Raw genomic sequence first — 19,345 nt, 5'->3', positions numbered from 1 at the left:
ACCTCCAAGGGGCGGGAGCCGAACTGTGTGCGTCGTCGACGCGGGTGCCATTCCAGTGAATCCGCGATTGTCTCGGCCTGGCATTGGGCCCGACGGACATGTCGGGCCGGGCGGTGTTGAGCGCCCAGCCCAACCAGCACCTGAACTGGTCCGCCAGCCCAAGCGACGGGACGGAACCTTGCGGCTCCGGACACAGGACAGCGACGCGAAGATGACGTGGAATCACGGAAGCGTCACCCTGCCACGGAGGTGCCTCACGTGAGCCGCGAAGCCCGGGAAAATCCCATGACCACGACCGCAACCGCCCCCCAGACGACCGCTGCCCCGGCCACGGCTTTGAAGGAGAGCGCGAGGGCATTGGTCCCCCTGCTGAAAGAGAACGCCGGCCGCACGGAGGCCGACCGCAGGGTGGCCGAGGAGAACATCGCGGCTCTGTCCGGGGCCGGGCTGTTCCGGCTGACCGTGCCGCGGCGCTTCGGCGGTCATGAGACGGATTTCCGTACCTTCATGGAGGTCACCTGCGAATTGGCGCGCGGCTGCGGTTCCACCGCCTGGGTGGCGATGCTCATCAACGGCGCCAACTGGATGGCCGCCCTATACCCTGAGCAGGCCCAGCAGGAGGTGTGGGGCGAGGATCCCGACGCGCGCGTGTGTGCTCGGTGCTGGCACCCAGCGCCACCAGCCGGGCGGTCGACGGCGGGCTGGTCGTCAGCGGACGCTGGGGCTTCGCCTCCGGCAGCCTGCATTCCCAGTGGGCGGCGCTCGCCATTCCCGTCGTGGACGCCTCGGGGCAGCAGACCGACCAGGGAGTCGCTCTCGTCCCGATGAAAAAGCTGAGGATCGAGGACACCTGGTACGTGGTCGGCATGCGGGGCACGGGCAGCAACACCCTGGTCGCCGACAAGGTCTTCGTGCCCGCGCACCGCATCCTCTCGATAACCCAGGGTTTGCAGGGCGTCTACCCCACCGAGCGCAAAGGTGAGGCACTGTACCGGTCCGCCCTGGTTCCAGTGAGCTCGCTGGCGCTGGCCGGCCCGCAGGTGGGTCTGGCGCAGGCCGGGATGGACGCCGTCACCGACTCACTCGCCAAGGACAAAGGCATCTCGTACACGTTCTACGAGCGGGCGAGTGAGGCGCCTTCCACGCATATCCAGCTCGCGGAGGCGGCTCAGCTGATCGACACCGCCAAGTTGCATCTGCTGCGGGCCGCCGACGACATCGACACCTGGGCCGCGGCCGGAGAGAACATGCCGTTCGAGACGCGGGCGCGGGTGCGGATGGACACCGGTTACGTCGCCCGGCGCTCCCGGGAAGCACTCGACCTGCTCCTGAGCATCCAAGGCGCGGGCAGCTTCGCCGAAGCCAATCCCTTGCAGCGGATCTGGCGGGACCAGGAGACGGCCAGTCGGCACGCTATCGTCAATCAGGCCATCGCTGGCGAACTGTACGGGCGGGCCCTGCTCGGCATCGAGGAGCAGGTCACCCCTTTCATCTGACTCGCTCAACCACATGATCCGACTCCTCATGACACGGCGGGACCCACCGTCATGGTCATGCAGTTACCCGCTCCCCCCGCCGGAGCACGGCGGAACCCAGAACCCGCGCCGCCTCCAGCGCTGTCATCGTCTCTGGCAGCCGAGCAGCCAGATCGTGGCCGAGCAATTCTCTCGCCCGCTTGACGCGATAGGTGACGGTGTTGCGTGCTATGTGCAGTTGTGCCGCGACAGTCATCAGACTGCGCTCGCTGCGCAGGTACAGGCGCACGGTTTCCCGCAGCTGTTCCGTCCACGGGCTGTCCGTCGCCAGTGCGCCGAGTTCGTCGCTCACGAAGCGGCGCAGCGCGGGCAGGTCGGTGGAGAGCAGGGCCGTCAGCGCGACGTCCCGGTGGTCGACAAGCCGGCCGGTGCCGTGTGGGTTGAGCTGCCCGACACGCGCGGCGTGCTGAGCGTCCTCGTGCGACTGGCGGAAGCCGGACAGACCCTCGCGTACGGAGCCGCAGGCAAAGCGCACATCAGCGGGGAAGGTTGGCTCTGGTACCCGGGAAGCTGGTGGTGCACCGCGAAGCCTGCCCCATGCCCACACGCTGGTTTCTCCGATGGGCACCACCAGAGTGGAGGAGCAGTCGTGGCGGCGGATCAGCTCGGAGGCGGCCGCCTCCATGGCCTCGGCCCGGGCAGTGTCGCACCAGACGATGACTGCGAGCTGTAGTCCGTCCAATGGGTGGTTCAGCACCTGGCCGGCGCGCTCCTGTTCCACCGGTTGGCCGTCAAGGATGCGGCGGACGGTCTCCTCGCGGGCCGCAGCATCGCTGGCGATCCAGCTGTCGTGCTCGACGAGGTACGCCGCGGTCATGTAAGAGGAGAACACGTCCATGTAGCCAAAGAGCGTTTCGGTGATGCGAAGAAACTGTCCCGCCAGTTCCTCCCGCCGGACGAGATCCTGGCACGCGGCCATCAGTGCCCGTATCAAGGCCGCGTGGGCGATCCGGCAGCCGCGCAGCACCTTGTCCAGGGAGATGCGGCGCCGGGCGAACTCGCGGTCGCCCAGCAGAGAGTCCTCGGGTACGGGCTGGTCGACCGAGGGGTCGGCGAGCAGCAGCAGCGCGTGCAGAATCGCAGCTTCCGTGGCTATGCGCAGGGTCTCGAAGGGTTTTCTGCCGCCGCCGAGTTCGGGGACCTCCCCGATGATGAGGCAGGCCAGGTCGGCACCAGCCTGGACCGCCCAGGCCACCGGGCCGGAGTCCAGTCGGCCGGCTGCCTCGGCAATGCTCCTTGCCGAGCTGGCGGGCGTGTGTGGTGCCTGTGTACCGGGCCGGGGAGCGAGCCGGTAGATCCAGTCGGAGCAGCCGGGAGGGTGGTGAGCCGTCATTACACCGTCCGTGCCGTCGTGGTAGGAGCAGTCTTTGCTGCGGTTCAGCGCCGGTTGCCGCGGAACGGCGGCGCGTACCGGGTCATCGCCCGGGCCATTGAGCCTCGCGCCGTGCGTTCCTGCTCGTGGGGAGTCATGGCTGGCCGATGCGGGACCGACCGTGCCGGATTCGGTTCGGCCGGGAAACACTCAGGAATGCCAAGGTGCCCTGCAAGAGAGCGGAAGTATTGAGGCGGCTGGAGCAGCAGAAGAGGCGCTAGCCGAGCAGGGTGCGGCACCGCTGTCGACCTTGTGGTTGGTCTGCGGCAGGGAGGCGCGAGTCAGGCCCACACAGTGGCGTCGAACGAGACGGTGACCTGCTACCCAGTGGCGAGTGGGCGGAGGCGTCCGACATGGTGAGGAACGGTTTCCAGTTCGGTAGTGCCGAGCAGAGCCCCATCGGCAGCGCAGCACAGCACCACAGTGACCTGCCACATCGGCGCACTAGGTCGTCCGCAGTAGTCAGGTCCGCTGGGATGGGGCGGGTAGCGGAAGACTGTTTGCGCTGTTGCTCGGCGAGGTTGAGGGCGATGGCGTCGAGGGCATGGACCCTGGGGCTGTCGCCGGCGGGCAGGGTGCCTGGGTGGAGGCGCTGGGGGACGGGCTGGGCGTCGGCGGTGTGCTGTTGGGGAGAGCCGGGTGTGTCCCAGTGGTGTGTTGGACTGCGGGCTTGTGAGCGGTACTGCGTGTTGCGTGTGAGGTCGGCGCGGCCGAGGGGGGCGGGTGGATGTCGATGTGCACGGGCGGCTGGGGCTGCGGGGCGAGCGGAGGTTGGGGGGCTGAGGGGGTCAGCCCGCATCCGGCGGCGGCGAGGGCGGCGACCAGCAGAAGTCGCGGCAGCCTGACGAGGGTGTGCATGGCAGGCCCCTGTTATTGGAGTTGTGGGTACGGGGCTGGTCAGGACGATTCGAGGGAGTCGATGAGGATGTCCAGGGAGTCGAAGAAGTGCTTGGTGGCGCGCCAGATGCTCACGATGGCGTCGGCGAGTTCGGTCGGGGCGGTGGTGATGATGTACAGCAGGATGATCAGTACGAGCCAGAACAGAAGGCTGCGGGGGCGGCTCAGCATGAACCTTTCTCCCTTCTGCTGGCGATGAGTTGGATGCCAGTAGGCGTGGGGTCACCGGGTTCTGTGCTGGGAAGGTGACCGGTAGGGCAGTTTCAGCGACAGCGCAGGTGGTGGTGCTGATGGCTTCCCAGGGCAAGGTGGTCGCAGTGGGGTGGCGGTGCGGGTCAGCCGAGCCGGCGACGGTGGTGGAGGGCCAGCAGCGCGAGTCCGAAGGCTGTCTTGCTGAAGCGGGTGTCGTGGAAGCGGGTGTGGTTGTGCAGGGTGAGCTGGCGGCCGGCGAGGTCGTCGAGCAGGCGTGTGGTCTGGCCGGGCCCCTCGGTGAGGGCGCGCAAGGCGTGGAGGCCGTGCTGCGCCAGTTGCTCGGGGGAGGCAAGGTCGCGGGCCATGTCGAGGAGGATGTTCTGCAGGGCGTCGCGGATGCTGTCGGAGAGTTTGAGGCCGGGGTGGATGTGGCGGACGGTGCCTTCCATGTTGGCGACGGCTTTGCCCACGATGGAGACGTTGGGGGTGGTCTGGATGCCTCGGTGGGCGGAAAAGGCAAGAACAGTGGTGAGGGCGACGCCGAAGTTCAGTTCGGCCAGGGAAGCGTTGGTGACGTGGGGTACGAAGCGGGCAATGTCGGCGGTGAAGCCGCCGATGTCGCTCCAGGGGGTGGTCGAGCCCATCTGGATCCAGGACTGGGCGAGCGCAGGCCCGTCGTTGTAGGCCATGCCGATCATCGTGCCGAGCATTCCGGCGCTCATGCTGCGGTCGATGCGGCCGACCATGCCCCAGTCGATGACGTGGGCTTTGCCGTCTGAGCTGACCAGCACGTTGCCCGGGTGGGGGTCGGCGTGGAAGGTGCGCTCGGTGAAGAAGCCTTTGAACATGTAGGCGACGAATTCTTTGGCTATCTTCTTGCGCCGTTTGCGGCTCAGTTCGTCTTCTTTGAGCCGGTGTGCGGCCTGTCCGTCGGCAAGGGTCTGGACGAGGACTTGAGGCGTGGCGATGAGGGCTTTCGGCACCTTGATCGTTTTGAACTCTTTCGCGGCCTTCCGGGCGTCCTTCATGTTGGCGGCCTCCCGGGTGAAGTCCAGTTCATCTCCCATGGCGCGGAAGATGACGTCGAGCATCGCTCCGGTGTCGATGACCTCGTTGAAATGCGGAGCCACCTTGGCGATCACGCGGCTGGCGCGTTGCAAGACCGTCATGTCGCCCAGCACGGTCCCGTGGGAGCCCGGTCGCTGGATCTTCACCACGCAAGGGGTGCCGTCCCGCCGGGTGGCACGGTAGACCTGCGCGAGGGATGCGGCTCCCAGCGGCCGATCGATCTCGAACGAACTGAACGACGTGCGCCAGTCGGCTCCAAGTTCGCTTTCCAGTGCCGGCACGAACGTGGCGAACGGCCGCACGGTAGCCTGATCGGTCAGCAGGGCTAGTTCCTCACGCACGTAGTCCGGTACGAGGTCCGGCCTGGTCGAGAGGATCTGGCCGATCTTCACGTACAGAGGGCCCAGTTGCTCCAGGGCTTCCCGGATCGCCCGGGCCCGCTGCTGTTCCGAGGTTGCCTGTGCCGTGCCACCTTCCCGAGAACCGCGGTGGCCGGTGGCCCGGTACGCTTCCTTCATTCCGAGCCGGGCCAGTACAAGAGCCGTGTGCCGCCCGCGGCGTTCAACCACCTGGGCCCGCCTTCCTCGCCGCCCGAAGCCGGCCTACCGAGAGGTGGAACAGTCCTGATGCGCGGTCTCAGTCGGCGCTGTGGCTCCTCTCCTTGGCACGGTCGTGCTTGAGGTACTGGTCGAGCTGCATCACGAGCGCTTCGATCGCGCGGTTTTGGCGCTTGACCAGCTTGCGGGTGCTCTTCTTCCCCTTCTTCCTCTTCTTGCCGGTGAGCGCGCGGCGTGTCATGTCACGCGAGTCCCGGCCCACGTCGCTGGCCCGATCCAGGACGTCGTCGATAAGGCTTTTCCGTCGTTTGGACATGCAGGGGTTCCCATCTATGGGCGGTGCGATCTCCGGTACAGACCGGTGGACGAGTGCAATCGCCGGCTCCGCGCCAGTACGCAATGGAGGCAACCCTCGGGAGTCTGCGGCGGACGGTGATAAAGGCAACCTGCGGCCGTCCCTGGTCCCCGAGGGTCCGCTGTTTGGTCGCCAGATCGTTCGTTTTCAACCATTCGGCACGCCTGGTCGTGAAATCAACCCCAGCGGCAGGAGAGTGCGCAGCATGCAGGGGGGAGCGCGCGGGACCTGCAGTACCACCGGAGCGGAGGCCGCCGATGATGCGGGATGCTGAAGTTGGGCTCCCACAGTACTGTCCGGGAGAATCCATCCCGAGAAACAGGGGCGCCAGAAAGAAGAAACGATTCTAGCTGCGGTTATGGTAAATGAACGGGCAGGGTCGGCATGCTCTGCGAGTGCTGCTTCACCAGTTGTACGAAACGTGTGCTGTCGCAGCTGATCCGCTTCAGGTGAGGCTACTGATGCGCGATTTCTCTACTGGGCCGCCCGCCAGCGTGGAATAGCGTCAGCACAGGGCGCACGGACCATGGCCGGCAGCGCCCAGCGATCCCGTGCGCCCGCATTCGGGATGCTAAGACGCTCCGAATGCGGGCACCTGAAAAAGCCTCACCCCCTAAAACGGGCCTGCAGCCACAGCAGCCCTTGTGGCTTCTGATGTCCCTGTCTGCAGCGGAAGGACGCTGATGTCCCGCATCGCACTGCCCTCCCACGACATTCACCCGGGACGGTCCGTGCCCTGTACGTGCAGTGGCCTGCCTTGAGGCCCGGACCGAATACACACGCATATCGCAACCGGCACCGTTGCGAACGGGACACTGGAGGCATCATGACCGAGCTCTCCGAGGCGTCCGCCGACGAGCAGCCCACCGGACTTCAGGGCACCCATCTGACCACGATCGGCGGTCCGCACGATGTACGTGCCGTGCCGACCGGACGACTCGCCGCCCTGGCCCAGGACATCCGCACGTTTTTGATCGAAAAGGTCTGTGCCTCGGGCGGACACCTGGGACCCAACCTGGGTGTGGTGGAACTGACCATCGCCCTGCACCGTGTCTTCGACTCACCGGGCGACGCCATCCTCTTCGACACCGGCCATCAGGCCTACGTCCACAAGATCCTGACCGGCCGCGCAGCAGACTTCGACCGGCTGCGACAGGCTGGAGGCCTGTCTGGCTATCCCTCGCGCGCCGAGTCGATGCACGACTGGTGCGAGAACTCGCACGCGTCCACGTCACTCTCCTACGCCGATGGCCTGGCCAAGGCCAACGAGCTGCGCGGCCGCCAGGGCCGGTCGGTGGTCGCCGTCATCGGTGACGGAGCCATGACGGGCGGCATGGCCTGGGAAGCACTGAACAACATCGGCGCCGGTCGGCGCCCGGTGGTCATCGTCCTCAACGACAACGGCCGCTCCTACGCGCCCACCACCGGAGCCCTCGCCCACCACCTGCATACCCTCAAGCATCCCGGCGACCACACACACATTGCGGACGGTCGGACAGCCTCGGATCTGTTCACCCGGCTCGGCTTCACCTACCTGGGCCCCGTGGACGGCCACGAGACTGGCGCCCTGCAAAACGTGCTGGAACAGGCGCGTGCCCTGCGTCGTCCGGTGCTCGTCCACGCGGTGACCGTCAAGGGCTGGGGGTTCGGACCGGCCGAGGGCGATGAGGCGGACTGCCTGCACGCAGTCGGCACTGTCGACGCCGTTACCGGAAAACCCGCCCCCACCGCGGGCCCGCCCGCCGCATCGTGGACCAGTGTCTTCGGCCAGGCGCTGCTGGAGTTGGCTGATGAACGCGAGGATCTCGTGGCGGTGACGGCCTCGATGCTGCGCCCCACCGGCTTGTATCCGATGGCGGTCAAGTATCCCGGGCGGGTCTTCGACGTCGGGATCGCCGAGCAGCATGCCGTCACCTCCGCGGCCGGCCTGGCCATGGGCGGCTTCCATCCCATCGTCGCCCTTTACTCCACCTTCCTCACTCGGGCTGCGGACCAGGTCCTCATGGACGTGGCTCTGCACCGGCTGCCCGTTACGTTCGTTCTGGACCGGGCCGGTATCACCGGCCCTGATGGCCCCTCGCACCACGGCATGTGGGACACCTCCCTGCTCGGCATGGTGCCGGGACTGCGCATCGCCGTCCCCCGTGACGGCGGTCAACTACGGTCGCTGCTGCGCGAAGCCACAGACCACGAGGCGGGTCCCACCGCCGTCCGCTTTCCCAAAGGGACAGCCGGCCCCGGCCTGCATGCCGTACGCCGCGCAGGGAGCGTGGACATCCTGTCGGAATCCGGGATCCGCGACGTGCTCCTTGTCTCCTACGGGCCCCTCGCGTCCATGTGCCTGCAGGCGGCCGCCCAGCTGACCGAGCAAGGCATCGGAGTCAGCGTCGCTGACCCGCGTTGGGCCACCCCCGCCGCACCGGAACTGCTCGAACTGGCCGACCGGCACCGGCTGGTGGTCACGGTGGAGGACAACTCCCGCACCGGCGGACTCGGCAGCACCCTCGCACAGCACCTGTCTGACAACGCCATCGCCACCCCCATTCGCACGCTGGGACTGCCGCGCGCCTTCCTCCCTCACGGTCCCCGCGAACAACTGCTGGCCGATGCGGGCCTATCGGCCGGGCAGATCGTCTACACGGTGCTGCGCGCCCGCGCCGGAAAAACTCACGTCCACATCACCCCCACCGACGGGAGCCCGCGATGACCGCCGTCGACCTTCCTGTGCCCACCACCCCCGCAACGCCGGTGCGCCGCCCCTGTCGGCAAATCCACGTCGCCGATGTCCCAGTAGGCGGCGGCGCACCGGTCTCCGTGCAGTCCATGACCACCACCCCCACCGCGAACGTGGACGCGACCTTGCAGCAGATCGCCGAACTGACCGCCGCGGGCTGCGAGATCGTACGCGTCGCGGTGCCCTCCCAGGACGACGCCGACGCCCTGCCCGCGATCGCCGCGAAATCGAAGATCCCCGTCATCGCCGACATCCACTTCCAGCCCCGTTACGTCTTCGCCGCCCTGGACGCCGGCTGCGCCGCGGTGCGCGTCAACCCGGGCAACATCAAGGCGTTCGACGACAAGGTCAAGGAGATTGCGAAGGCCGCCACCGCGGCCGGGGCGCCGATCCGCATCGGCGTCAACGCCGGCAGCCTGGACCGGCGGCTGCTGGCCAAGTACGGGAAAGCCACCCCCGAGGCGCTGGCGGAGTCCGCACTGTGGGAGTGCTCCCTGTTCGAGGAGCACGGCTTCACCGACCTGAAGATCTCCGTCAAACACCATGACCCGATGACGATGGTCGCCGCCTACCGGCACCTTGCCGCCGCCTGCGACTACCCCCTGCACCTGGGTGTCACCGAAGCCGGCCCGCCACCCCAGGGCACCATCAAATCGGCGACCGCTTTCGCCATCCTGCTGGCTGAAGGCATCGGCGACACGATCCGCGTCTCTCTCACCGCACCCCCCATCGAAGAGGTCAAAGCCGGCCTGCAGATTCTGCAGTCCCTCGGATTGCGCGCCCGCCAGCTGGAAATCGTCTCCTGTCCCTCCTGCGGCCGTGCCCAGGTCGATGTCTACGCCCTGACCGAACGCGTCACCGCCGCCTTGGACGGCTTCCCCTACCCGCTGCGTGTCGCGGTCATGGGCTGCGTCGTCAACGGCCCCGGCGAATCCCGCGAAGCCGACCTCGGCGTCGCCTCCGGCAACGGCAAGGGTCAGATCTTCGTCAAGGGCGAGGTCGTCAGGACAGTCCCCGAATCGAAGATCGTCGAGGCTCTCGTCGAGGAAGCCGTACGCCTGGGCGAACAACTCACCCCCACCGACGCAGACAGGGAGGCGCAGACATGAACGCTCCGGCCGCAGCCGCATCCTTCGACCAGGACGCGGTGCGCCGCGCGGTGGACGCCACTCTCGACGACTTCCTGGCCACCCAGTGCCGCAGCGCCCACCGCCGGGGCCTGCCGCGGCAGGCAGCGCAAGCACTGAGCGACTTCCTCGGCTCCGGCGGCAAACGCGTGCGCCCCACACTGTGCGTGGCCGGCTGGCAGGCCGCCGGCGGCACCGGAACTCCCGACCCGGTCCTCAAAGCCGCGGCGTCCCTGGAAATGTTCCACGCCTTCGCCCTCATCCACGACGACATCATCGACGCCTCCGACACCCGCCGCGGCCGCCCCACCGTCCACCGCCAGGCCGGCACCGAGGCCGCCATCCTCATCGGCGACCTCGCCCTCGTCTTCGCCGACCAGCTCCTGCACAGCGCACGTCTCAGCCCCACCCAGCTCACCGCGGTCCTGCCCGTCGCCGACCACCTGCGCGCCGACACCATCTACGGGCAGTACCTCGACATGTCCCACGCCCGACAACCCACCGCCGACCCCGGCCCGGCCCTGACGATCACGCGCTACAAAACCGCGAAGTACACCATCGAAGGACCCCTACTACTCGGAGCGGCACTCGCCGGCGCCGATGACGCCCTGCGCGGCACGCTCAGCGCATACGGCCTGCCCATGGGTGAAGCCTTCCAGTTGCGCGACGATCTCCTGGGCGTCTTCGGCAACCCCGACGACACGGGAAAGCCAGCCCTGGACGACCTCAGGGAAGGGAAAGCCACCGTCCTGATGGCTCTCGCCCTGCGCAGCGCCGACCGAGCCCAGCGCCGCGTCCTGCGCGACCACGTCGGCGACCCGCACCTCACCGACGACGGCGCCCGCCAGGTCCGCAGCGTCCTGGACGACACCGGCGCTCGGGCGACCGTAGAGGAAATGATCATCCGGCGCCGCCAGAAGGCGCTGAGCGCGCTGGACACCGGCGCCCTCCCCGCCCACATCGCACACGCACTGCGTTCCATGGCCTTCACCGCAACAGCGAGGACCACATGACCAATACACTCCCCTCCGGCTCACACCCACGCCCCGGCCGCGTCCTGCTCGCTTCACCCCGCGGCTGGTGCGCGGGGGTGGACCGCGCCGTCCTCGCCGTCGAAAAGGCCCTGGAACAGTACGGGCCGCCCATCTACGTCCGCCACGAGATCGTCCACAACAAGTACGTCGTACAGAGCCTGCAGAAGAAGGGCGCCGTCTTCGTCAAACAGACCGACGAAGTGCCCGAAGGCGCCATCGTCCTGTTCTCCGCACACGGCGTCGCCCCCACCGTCCACACCGAAGCCGCCGAACGCCGCCTCACGACGATCGACGCAACCTGCCCACTGGTCACCAAAGTCCACCGCGAAGCCGTCCGCTACGCAGAACAGGACTACGACATCCTCCTGATCGGCCACGAAGGCCACGAAGAAGTCATCGGCACCACCGGCGAAGCTCCCGACCACATCATCCTCGTCGACGGCCCCGGCGACGTCGCCCACCTCCGCGTACGCGACGAATCCAAAGTCGTCTGGCTCTCCCAGACCACCCTCTCCGTCGACGAAACCATGGAAACCGTCGACGCCCTCAAAACCCGATTTCCGAACCTGACCTCCCCACCCAGCGACGACATCTGCTACGCCACCCAGAACCGCCAAACCGCCGTGAAAAAACTCGCCGAGGACGCCGAACTCGTCATCGTCGTTGGCTCCAAGAACTCCTCCAACTCCGTCCGCATGGTCGAAGTTGCCCGCACCGCCGGCACACCTGCTGCCCATCTAGTTGACTTCGCCCATGAAATCGACGAATCCTGGCTGGAAGGCGTCACCACCGTCGGCCTGACCTCCGGCGCCTCCGCTCCCGATGTCCTGGTCGACGATGTCCTGCAATGGCTCGCCGAACGCGGCTACAACGACGTCGAGACCGTAACGACCGCCGACGAATCCATCACCTTCGCCCTCCCGCGCGAACTCCGTCGCAAACGGCGCTAACCTCTGGTGGCCCATGAAGTCGCAGAGAACAGAATACTTTCCGACGCACACCGAAACGGAGCGGCGCCAGGGCAAATATTCACACGCGATCGATGCTTAACCGCTTCCTAAGCAGAATCACCACGTGCCGCCCCGAATTGGGCAGCCCGATCCGCTGAGCCACCGACCACCGTCCTGGGTCCTTGGATCTGCGCAGTTCATGCACATGCCCGAACAGGCAGTTCGTCACACCCCCACTCTCAACGCTAGGTCCAGCAGGAGGACAAATGGACTTGCTCGAGCCATCATCAGCCACATGGGGCGAGCACATCGTTCGCCTACTGCCCATGACCTCCAGGACCGCAGGGAATCCCCACCAGGACACAGCCGAACGCCAGGCCGTCCAATGGGCCTCACAACGCGGGCTGATCAAGGACGAAGGCGTGATGCGACAGCTGATCGCGCTGCGCCCCGGGCGTCTCAACGGCTACGGCTTCCCGAATGCTGGCGAGGGCACGCTAATCCTGCTCACCAAGTGGCTCATCTACTTCTTCCTCACCGACGACCAGTTCGACGACGGCGATGCAGGCACCGACCCCGGCCATGCCGAAAAGCTGCTTTCACCGCTGCGTGCCTGCCTCGACCACCCGAAAACATGCACCGCGCGTGCGCCAAGGGTCAACGCGCTGTCCGACCTACTGACCAGCACCCGGCCGCGCTTCACCGACCCGCAGTGGCGGCAATTCACCCGACACCTGCGGGACTATTTCGACGCGCTTGTGCAGGAAGCAAGGAACCGCAGGACCTCCACCACTCCCACCGTGGAAGAATACCTGCGACTACGACAGAACACCGGGCCAATCCTCCCACTCTTCGACTTCGTCGAGGAGTGCGAATGCATCAGGCTGCCGGTGTCCTTCTACGACACCGAAGAATACCGGACCATCCTGGTCGGCTCCTCTGACGTATCCCACTGGCTCAACGACGTCTTCTCCGCCCCGAAGGAGCATGCTCGCGGCGACGTCCACAACCTTGTCCTCATTATCCGTCACGTAGAGAGGTGCACCTTCGAGGAAGCCGTAGCCAAGAGCACCGACCATATGCGCAGAAGGCTGGCGGAGATGCACACTGCAGTTGAAAAAGTTCACGCCATGCACGCCGATGGCCTTTTCACCAATGGTGAACGCGATGCCATCACCGCCTGGTACCAGGCTCTACTCACCTGCACCCGCCACGCCGCCTGGTATCTCGAGAGCGGCCGCTACACCGAGGCTTCAGCGTAGTCACTGAGGTCTTCTCAGAGGCTATACCCGCTCCTGGCAGACCGTGATCTCGACGGGCTTGAGTGCACTGATCGCAGTCCACACCGGCTGGTTCCTCAGCGCCTGGGCCCAGTGGCCGAGGTCGTCCCTCAGCGTCGTGGAAGAACCACGAGTTGAAGCTCCCCAGATCCTGCAAGGCAGGAGCGACCGTAGCGCAGTTCGCAGTTGTGGCCGAGCCCGCGCATAGAGGAGGGCGTCGGGGATGACGGTTTCGCTGCCGCCGAGGGGGTGGTGGACTTCGGGGCCCAGTCGAGGGGCCGGCACAGGTCGCCGCGGCATCGGGCGTCCTGCAGGAACTCCAACGCGGTTTCGGTGACGGTGAGCCCGTGCCCGACACTGAACCGTACCGCGCGGTGGCCGGACCATCGAGAACCACTGCGTGATGATCCCCTGAGGCCGGGACAGGACCCGCGCCACCACACCTCGAGCCCTGAGTGGACCTCACCCGCCCGGGTGCCCTCGCGGACCGGTAACGCTCGGAGGGGGGTTTGTTGGTGTACGGACTGTCTGCTGGCCTGGGGTGTTGTGGTTCAACTGAGAGGCTGGGTGGGCGGTTGGGTGGGGGTTGGCGGGTGTTTGAGCTGGGGTTATGCGTTCTGTGTGGAGCGTGGTGGGGTGGGTTGTAGGTGGTTCTAGCGTGTAATGGCTCGGTTGGTGTTTGTGCTGGTCAGAGCTGTTTTGCCTGGTCGGTGGGGGCGGGGTGGGCGAGGCTAGCGGTTGCGGGTGGGGCGTCTGTGTTGTTCGGCGAGGTGGTCGAGTTGTACCGCGTCGAGGGTTGTTTTGGTGATGTGTTCGGTGCCGTCGTGGATGGCGGTGATGGCGGCTTGGCGGATGAGTCGGGTGAGGGATCCGATGCGGCCTGCGGTGCGCTGGTGGAGGTAGGGGGCGTGCCGGGGGAGGGTGCCGGGTTTGTGGTGGTGGAGGTCGAGGGCGTTCTCGATGTCCGTGATGTCGCGGAAGGGGTGGCGGGTGCCGTGGCGGGCGGGGAGGGGGCCGCAGTCGACGAGGGTGGCCCGTCCGGCGAGCTGGGCGCCTCGTGTCCCGCTGAACAGGGGTGTGTCGGTGACGTTGATGCCGGCGTAGACGAACGTGGTGGGGAGGCGTTCGGTGAGGTCTTTGATCAGGTCGGCGGTTTGGGCGCCGGTGGTGGTGCGGGGGTTGAGGCGGTGGATTTCGTCGATGAGGACGAGTTGGACGCCGGCTTGGGTGTAGGTGTGGCAGACGGCGTCGGTGATCTGGGTCTGGGTCATGCGGGCGGCCACAGGGATGCCGAGGTAGCGGGCGAATTCGGTGATGAGGGTTTTCGCGGTGGCGCCGGGCGGGACCAGGACGTACGCCACGGGTGCCGCGCCGTGGGCTGACCCGGGCGGGGGCGGGCTCTTGCGGATGTGGGCGAGGTGGCAGGCGCGGCCGACGTTGAGCATGGCGGTGGTTTTCCCGGCTGCGGCGGGGCCGGTGACGATGAGGGAGGGCCGTGCGGTGGTCTGCTGGTGGCGGCCGAGGATCATCAGGGTGCGGACCTGGGTGGCGAGCTGGCTGATGGTGGGGGTGCGGATGGTGACGAACGCGGAGTGGTAGGCGAGGCGTTCGTCGGTGCTGCGGGGCGGGTCTGCGGGGTGGGGTGGGGTGGGCGGGTCGGTGGTGGCGAAGCGGTGCCAGCCCTGCCAGGTGGTCAGTGGCCAGGACGGCTCGGCCGTGTTGCCTCCGCCTGCGTCGGCGGGTGCGCTGGACGGTTGGTGCGCTGCGGGGTGGGGGCGGCTGTTCACCACTTGTCGGCTTCCTCGTATGCGTCGTAGAGCCCGAATCCGGCGGCCGCGGCGGGGCGGGTGTCGTCCTCGGGGAGGTCGTCGAGCTCGTCGATGCTGTCATCCTCGCCGTGCTGCGCCGGCTCGCCGGTGGTGGGGCCGGTGCCGTATCGGGGTTGCCGTGCGGCGGGAACCGGCAGCGTGGTGGTGCGGGCGAGGAGGGCTTGTTCGGTGGTGGTGGCGTGGCCGCTGTGGACGCGGCGCATGAGCTGGTCGAGGGCGTCGGCCAGGTCGGCTTCGTGTTGCTGGGTGTCGTCGTGGTTGTTGTGGTGGGCGTGGGTGCGGATGTGCTGCCAGGTGTGGTCGTTGAACGGCTGGTGGACGTGATCGCGGTGGATCCACGGGATTTCGGTGAACTCGCCGTCGGGGAGGCGAATACAGATTTGGCGGACGTCGTGGGGGTTGTAGTGGATTTCCCACTTTCCGCCCCGGCCGGCGACGGGGGAGGCCTGGCCGCGGTAGGGGGCGAGGAGATCGTGGTCGTAGGTGCGGTGGTGGATGGTGATGCCGGCGGGGGTGATGGCCTGCCAGCGCACGGGCAGCAGTTCGAGGTAGTCGCTGCCGGTCAGCGGGACGTGTCCGGCGACAGCGACGAGCGCGGCCCACATCTGGTTCGGCGTGAGGGCCTTCTTCGGCATCATCGGGTGGCGCAGGCCTTCGTGGGGGCGGTGGTGGTAGTGCACGAGCCACTCATCGAGCAGGTCCTGTAGTTGGGGGACGCTGTAGCAGGCGTCTTTCTCGGTGTCGGGGCCGCGGCGGGTGACGTCGGAGCCGGTGTAGCCGGGCAGGTGCTGGCAGAACAGTGCGTTGATGGTGCCGAAGGTCCGCTCGACGATGCCTTTGGCGGTGGGGGCGTGGGGCGGGGCGGGCTGGACGCTGATGCCGAGGTGTTCGCAGGCGGCGGTGAACGCGGTGGAGACGAAGACTTTGCCGCGGTCGACGACGATCGTCTCGGGCAGGGCGACGGGCCGGGCCGCCGCGCCGGCCAGCCGCCCGTCGAGTGCGGCCAGCCGCTGGCGGGGGAGTGCGGGGGCGTGGTCCATGCGCAGGATGTCCGGCCAGGTGGGCCGGGCGGGGTGGGGGACGGCCATTTCCGCGAGCAGCAGGGCGGCGTCGACGGCTTTGGTCGCGCTCGGGCACAGCACGGCGGCGAGGATGGCACGGGTGGCGACATCGACAGCGATGGTGAGCTCCGGGCGGGCGAGGCGCCCGTCGTCGAAGAGGGCGAGGACGTCCAAGCGGGTGGTGTCGACCTGGACCTGCTCGCCGGGCCGCAGCGCCGTGGCGGGGGTGAAGGCCCGCCCGTCGACGCTCGCGGGCACCTGCCTCACCGGCCCCGAGGGCAGTTCGCCGGGCCGGGCGAGATTGGTGACGAGCCGGTACAGCGTGGCCTGGGACGGCGCGGGCACCGTGCCGGGGCCGTGCTGGTCGGCAAGGATCTGGTTGATGAGCGGGAACAGGCCGTTGATGGTGCCCTTGGAGCGGCCGCGGCGGCGGCGCAGCGCTTCGCGGACGGCGGCGACGACCCGCTCGTCGGAACGGCCGGTGGGGCTGGACGCGCGGGTGGTGCGGTGGTCGAGCAGCCCCCACAGGCCTTGTTTGCGGTAGGCCAGGCGCATGCGCTGCACCGTGGTGCGCGAGACCCGGCCAAAGCCCAGCGCGGTCAGCTCCTTCGCCTTGGCCTGCTCCCGCTCGGCCAGCGTGTGCCGCTGGGGATCGTACTGCTCCCGGACCACTCCTTCGCTGCCAGGCCCGCCAGACAGGCCGCATTCGACTTCCCGCACGTGCCGCTGCCAGGCCAGCGCCTTTTCACGCGCCGCGGCGGGGGCGGTCTCGAACAGGCCCCACTGCGGTGCCGCCTGAGGCGCATCGGCCCCGACGATGGCGAATCCGGGGTCGGCGAACAGGTGCCCGGCGAGCACGACCTCACCACCGCCGTCCGGGCCGAGGAGGTGGATGTCCTGTCCCGAAAGAGCGACCACCTGCCACTTCACGTCACGGAAGCGGACGTGAGCCCCGACCTTCACGGCCGGCCGGGCATTGCGCCGCGCGCTCACCCGGCACCTCCCTTCTTGCCCGGGGCGTTCCAGCCATGCGGGCCGACGAGGATGCGTTCGTGCAGCGGCGTGTTCAGACCGGCGGTCAACCGGCCGTGCCACAGGGCGTGGAAGACGCAGGGAAGGACTTCGATCGGGTCGCCGGCCGCTTCGGTGCCCTCGATCAGCGGCCGCGGCCGTGTGAACGCCTCGACGACCGCCGCCATCAGCCCCGGGCGGCCGGCGTTGCGGGGGTGGCGGTATCCGGCCAGCCATTTGAGGTTGGCGGCCAGGATGTCGTCGAGCGGTGGGATGCGCTGGTAGGTCCAGCCGATGTCCGCGCATGCCTGCGCCACTGCCTCGGCGGCCTTCATGGCGCGTTCGCCGCCGGCGCCCGCGTGGCCGGGGCAGTCGGCGAGCAGGGCGGTGCCGTCGGCCCGGCGGGCGAAGAGCTGCGGCACCCAGGAACGCACCTGGCCGCGGGCATCACGCCACAGCAGCCGCACCGGCCGCCCCGCTAGCCCCGTCACGTCCGGGTCGCGGTCCAGGACCATCAGCTGGACACGCATCGCGTTCGACCCCGCAGCCACGTGCCGCCCAGTAGTCGCCGACCACCACAGTCCCGGCCCCCAGCGCCGCCCCGGCACCACCGGGAACGCCGACACCGGCGCCAAGTCCTCGAACGCCACGGTCATGGCGGCATCCGCCCACCGCTGCTGCACCGCCTGCCCCACCGGGTCGAGGAACACCGCCTCGAACCCGCCACGCTGGGCCACGCCGGCCCGCCCTGCCCGGCTCTTGGGCCGGGACGCTCCTGTGCTGGTCACCCGCGTCAGCCAAGCCGCTCCCGCGCGCCCGGACTGCTGTTTTCAGTGTTTCTGCCACGAACGAGTGCCGTATCAGCTAACAGCCGACTTCTTTCTGGCGCATCGCTCTCAGGGGTCGTCTTCCTGCCTGTCCGCGGTCAGCATTCTTCGGAGCACTTCGACGGGCAGGTCGACCCACCGGGCCACCTCCTCAAGCGGCACACCGCCGTTCACCGCCGCCACCGCGGTCCGTTTCCAGGCGTTCTCGATCAGGCCGGCACTGTGCCCGAGCCCGCGCAGTAGCCGCTGGGCGACGTCGGCGGTCGGGCCGGTCTGCACCCCGCGCAGCTGCAGCAGTTGCTCCTCGGCGCTGTCGATCGTGCTGGTGATCAGCCTGCGCTGCTCTGCGGGTACCGCAGCCCGCCACATCGTTCCCGAACCGGGCGCCTTCTTCTCCTTGCCCAGCACCCGCAGCTGCCCGGCCATGGTCGCGGCCTGGTGCTCCTGCCGCAGCCACCACGGATCGTTGTCGTACCCGGGCGGCCCGCTGGCACCGCGGCGAAGACGGATGACGCTGCCCATCCACGCGATGAGCGGCCCGCCGTGGTCCGTCGCGGCCAGCGGCCCCAGCCATCCCCGCCCCAGCCGCTCACCGAGCCTGCGGCAGAACGCCCCGTCGGCGGGAAGCGCCCGCGGCCGCCCGGCACCGCTGTCGGCCCACACCAGCTCGGCCATGGCCGGATCCAGCAGCGCGTCGGCCACCGCCACCACCTCGGGGAAGACGACCGCGTCCCGCCCCACGATCCGCCACCGCTCCAGATCACTACCCGCATCCCCGCCCGCGACCTGATGCAGGCGACGCGGCCAGATCCTCTCCCGCTCCCAGCCGTAAGCCTGCTCCCACCACCGGGCCACCACCGCCCGCGCCAGCGCGAACACCCGCTCCGGCTCCGCACCGGCCCGCACCGCCCGCCGCACCACCCAGACCCACTGCCGCTGCGCCGCAACCACCTCCGGCAGGCCCCGCAGATCGAGGTGCTCCAGCTGCTGGTTCGCGTCCGCGTCCAGCAGCCACGCCCATGCCGCGCGCACACCCGCTCCCACCGCGGCGCGTACCGCACCGCCCGCACGGCCGCCCCTGCGCGCCGGGCCGTGCACAGCCGGCAGCCGAACGCCACGGGACCGGCCACCGCGCCACCGGTACGCCACAGCCCCACCGGATCACCAGCCTCAGCACGCAGCTTGGCGTCTTCTTCTCCCCAGGACGGCAACGCCCGTGCCAACACGTCTTCCTCGACACCGCACATCTCTGCCAGGAGCCGGCGCCCGGCCATGTTCAGCAGCACCTCGGCGTCGGCCCGCATCCCCCCGCCCTCGTACCCAGGCGGGTAGTTGCGCCACTTCCAGCAGGCCCGAAGCACCTTCGCTTCCACCCCGTAGCGGCCTGCGATGCGGCAGATCAGCGACGAGGTGGTCTCCCCCTGCAGGGGAGCGGTCCGCAACAGGCCGGGGTGGTGGGTCACTCCACCACGGTCTCGTGTCCGTCGTCCCGGCGGGCGCTTTCGCCACGACTGCG

The 19,345-nt window shown here is 68.4% G+C and carries 14 protein-coding genes and 1 pseudogene; 7 read left to right on the top strand and 8 right to left on the bottom strand.

The annotated features are described in order from the left end of the window. Window positions 1–285: 285 nt before the first annotated feature. Both ACIRGB_RS09390 and ACIRGB_RS09385 read left to right on the top strand, forming a co-directional pair. Window positions 286–567 (top strand): annotated as a pseudogene (locus ACIRGB_RS09390) (acyl-CoA dehydrogenase family protein); the annotation flags it as partial. A gap of 92 nt (window positions 568–659) precedes the next feature. Beyond that, window positions 660–1,496: an acyl-CoA dehydrogenase family protein gene (locus ACIRGB_RS09385; protein WP_403860739.1), complete on the top strand. Its 837-nt coding sequence runs from the start codon at window positions 660–662 to the stop codon at window positions 1,494–1,496. 55 nt (window positions 1,497–1,551) lie between these two features. On the opposite strand, the gene ACIRGB_RS09380 is transcribed toward ACIRGB_RS09385, so the two are convergent. From ACIRGB_RS09380 to ACIRGB_RS09365, 4 genes are all read right to left on the bottom strand, one after another. Beyond that, on the bottom strand, window positions 1,552–2,730 hold the full coding sequence (locus ACIRGB_RS09380; protein WP_403860736.1) for a PucR family transcriptional regulator: 1,179 nt from the start codon (window positions 2,728–2,730) through the stop codon (window positions 1,552–1,554). A 1,074-nt stretch (window positions 2,731–3,804) separates the two neighbouring features. Then, the gene (locus ACIRGB_RS09375) at window positions 3,805–3,975 is read right to left on the bottom strand and encodes a hypothetical protein (RefSeq protein WP_403860733.1); all 171 of its coding nucleotides are present in this window, start codon (window positions 3,973–3,975) and stop codon (window positions 3,805–3,807) included. 164 nt (window positions 3,976–4,139) lie between these two features. Beyond that, entirely contained in the window at window positions 4,140–5,633 is a 1,494-nt protein-coding gene (locus tag ACIRGB_RS09370) for an ABC1 kinase family protein (protein ID WP_403860730.1), read from the bottom strand. Window positions 5,634–5,700: 67 nt separating this feature from the next. Then, a complete protein-coding gene (locus tag ACIRGB_RS09365) occupies window positions 5,701–5,937 on the bottom strand; it encodes a hypothetical protein (protein WP_389782216.1) in 237 nt (78 codons plus the stop codon). An 865-nt stretch (window positions 5,938–6,802) separates the two neighbouring features. On the opposite strand from ACIRGB_RS09365, the gene ACIRGB_RS09360 reads away from it, so the two are divergent. From ACIRGB_RS09360 to ACIRGB_RS09340, 5 genes are all read left to right on the top strand, one after another. Beyond that, on the top strand, window positions 6,803–8,683 hold the full coding sequence (locus ACIRGB_RS09360; RefSeq protein ID WP_403860727.1) for a 1-deoxy-D-xylulose-5-phosphate synthase: 1,881 nt from the start codon (window positions 6,803–6,805) through the stop codon (window positions 8,681–8,683). Beyond that, window positions 8,680–9,819, top strand: coding sequence for a flavodoxin-dependent (E)-4-hydroxy-3-methylbut-2-enyl-diphosphate synthase (ispG, locus tag ACIRGB_RS09355; RefSeq protein ID WP_403860724.1), 1,140 nt, complete (start codon window positions 8,680–8,682; stop codon window positions 9,817–9,819). Before ACIRGB_RS09360 ends, ispG begins: the two co-directional genes overlap by 4 nt. Then, on the top strand, window positions 9,816–10,850 hold the full coding sequence (locus ACIRGB_RS09350) for a polyprenyl synthetase family protein (protein ID WP_403860721.1): 1,035 nt from the start codon (window positions 9,816–9,818) through the stop codon (window positions 10,848–10,850). The genes ispG and ACIRGB_RS09350 overlap by 4 nt, the downstream gene beginning before the upstream one ends. After that, window positions 10,847–11,821, top strand: coding sequence for a 4-hydroxy-3-methylbut-2-enyl diphosphate reductase (locus tag ACIRGB_RS09345; RefSeq protein WP_403860718.1), 975 nt, complete (start codon window positions 10,847–10,849; stop codon window positions 11,819–11,821). The genes ACIRGB_RS09350 and ACIRGB_RS09345 overlap by 4 nt, the downstream gene beginning before the upstream one ends. Window positions 11,822–12,087: 266 nt before the next feature. Beyond that, on the top strand, window positions 12,088–13,083 hold the full coding sequence (locus ACIRGB_RS09340) for a terpene synthase family protein (RefSeq protein ID WP_403860715.1): 996 nt from the start codon (window positions 12,088–12,090) through the stop codon (window positions 13,081–13,083). A gap of 749 nt (window positions 13,084–13,832) precedes the next feature. Here the strand turns inward: ACIRGB_RS09340 and ACIRGB_RS09335 are convergent. The 4 genes from ACIRGB_RS09335 to ACIRGB_RS09320 all read right to left on the bottom strand — a co-directional run bounded on the left by ACIRGB_RS09335 (window position 13,833) and on the right by ACIRGB_RS09320 (window position 18,861). Beyond that, the gene (locus tag ACIRGB_RS09335) at window positions 13,833–14,798 is read right to left on the bottom strand and encodes a TniB family NTP-binding protein (protein ID WP_403862082.1); all 966 of its coding nucleotides are present in this window, start codon (window positions 14,796–14,798) and stop codon (window positions 13,833–13,835) included. An 86-nt stretch (window positions 14,799–14,884) separates the two neighbouring features. Beyond that, the gene (locus ACIRGB_RS09330; RefSeq protein WP_403860712.1) at window positions 14,885–16,984 is read right to left on the bottom strand and encodes a Mu transposase C-terminal domain-containing protein; all 2,100 of its coding nucleotides are present in this window, start codon (window positions 16,982–16,984) and stop codon (window positions 14,885–14,887) included. Then, a complete protein-coding gene (locus tag ACIRGB_RS09325) occupies window positions 16,981–17,790 on the bottom strand; it encodes a TnsA-like heteromeric transposase endonuclease subunit (protein ID WP_403860709.1) in 810 nt (269 codons plus the stop codon). The genes ACIRGB_RS09330 and ACIRGB_RS09325 overlap by 4 nt, the downstream gene beginning before the upstream one ends. A gap of 108 nt (window positions 17,791–17,898) precedes the next feature. Further along, entirely contained in the window at window positions 17,899–18,861 is a 963-nt protein-coding gene (locus ACIRGB_RS09320) for a DNA-binding protein (RefSeq protein WP_403860706.1), read from the bottom strand. Window positions 18,862–19,345 lie beyond the last annotated feature (484 nt).

The organism is Streptomyces sp. NPDC102490 (genome assembly GCF_044765285.1).
Lineage (GTDB): Bacteria > Actinomycetota > Actinomycetes > Streptomycetales > Streptomycetaceae > Streptomyces.
Note: the sequence above shows the minus strand (reverse complement) of the source record. Positions and strands in the feature narration are given on the sequence as shown.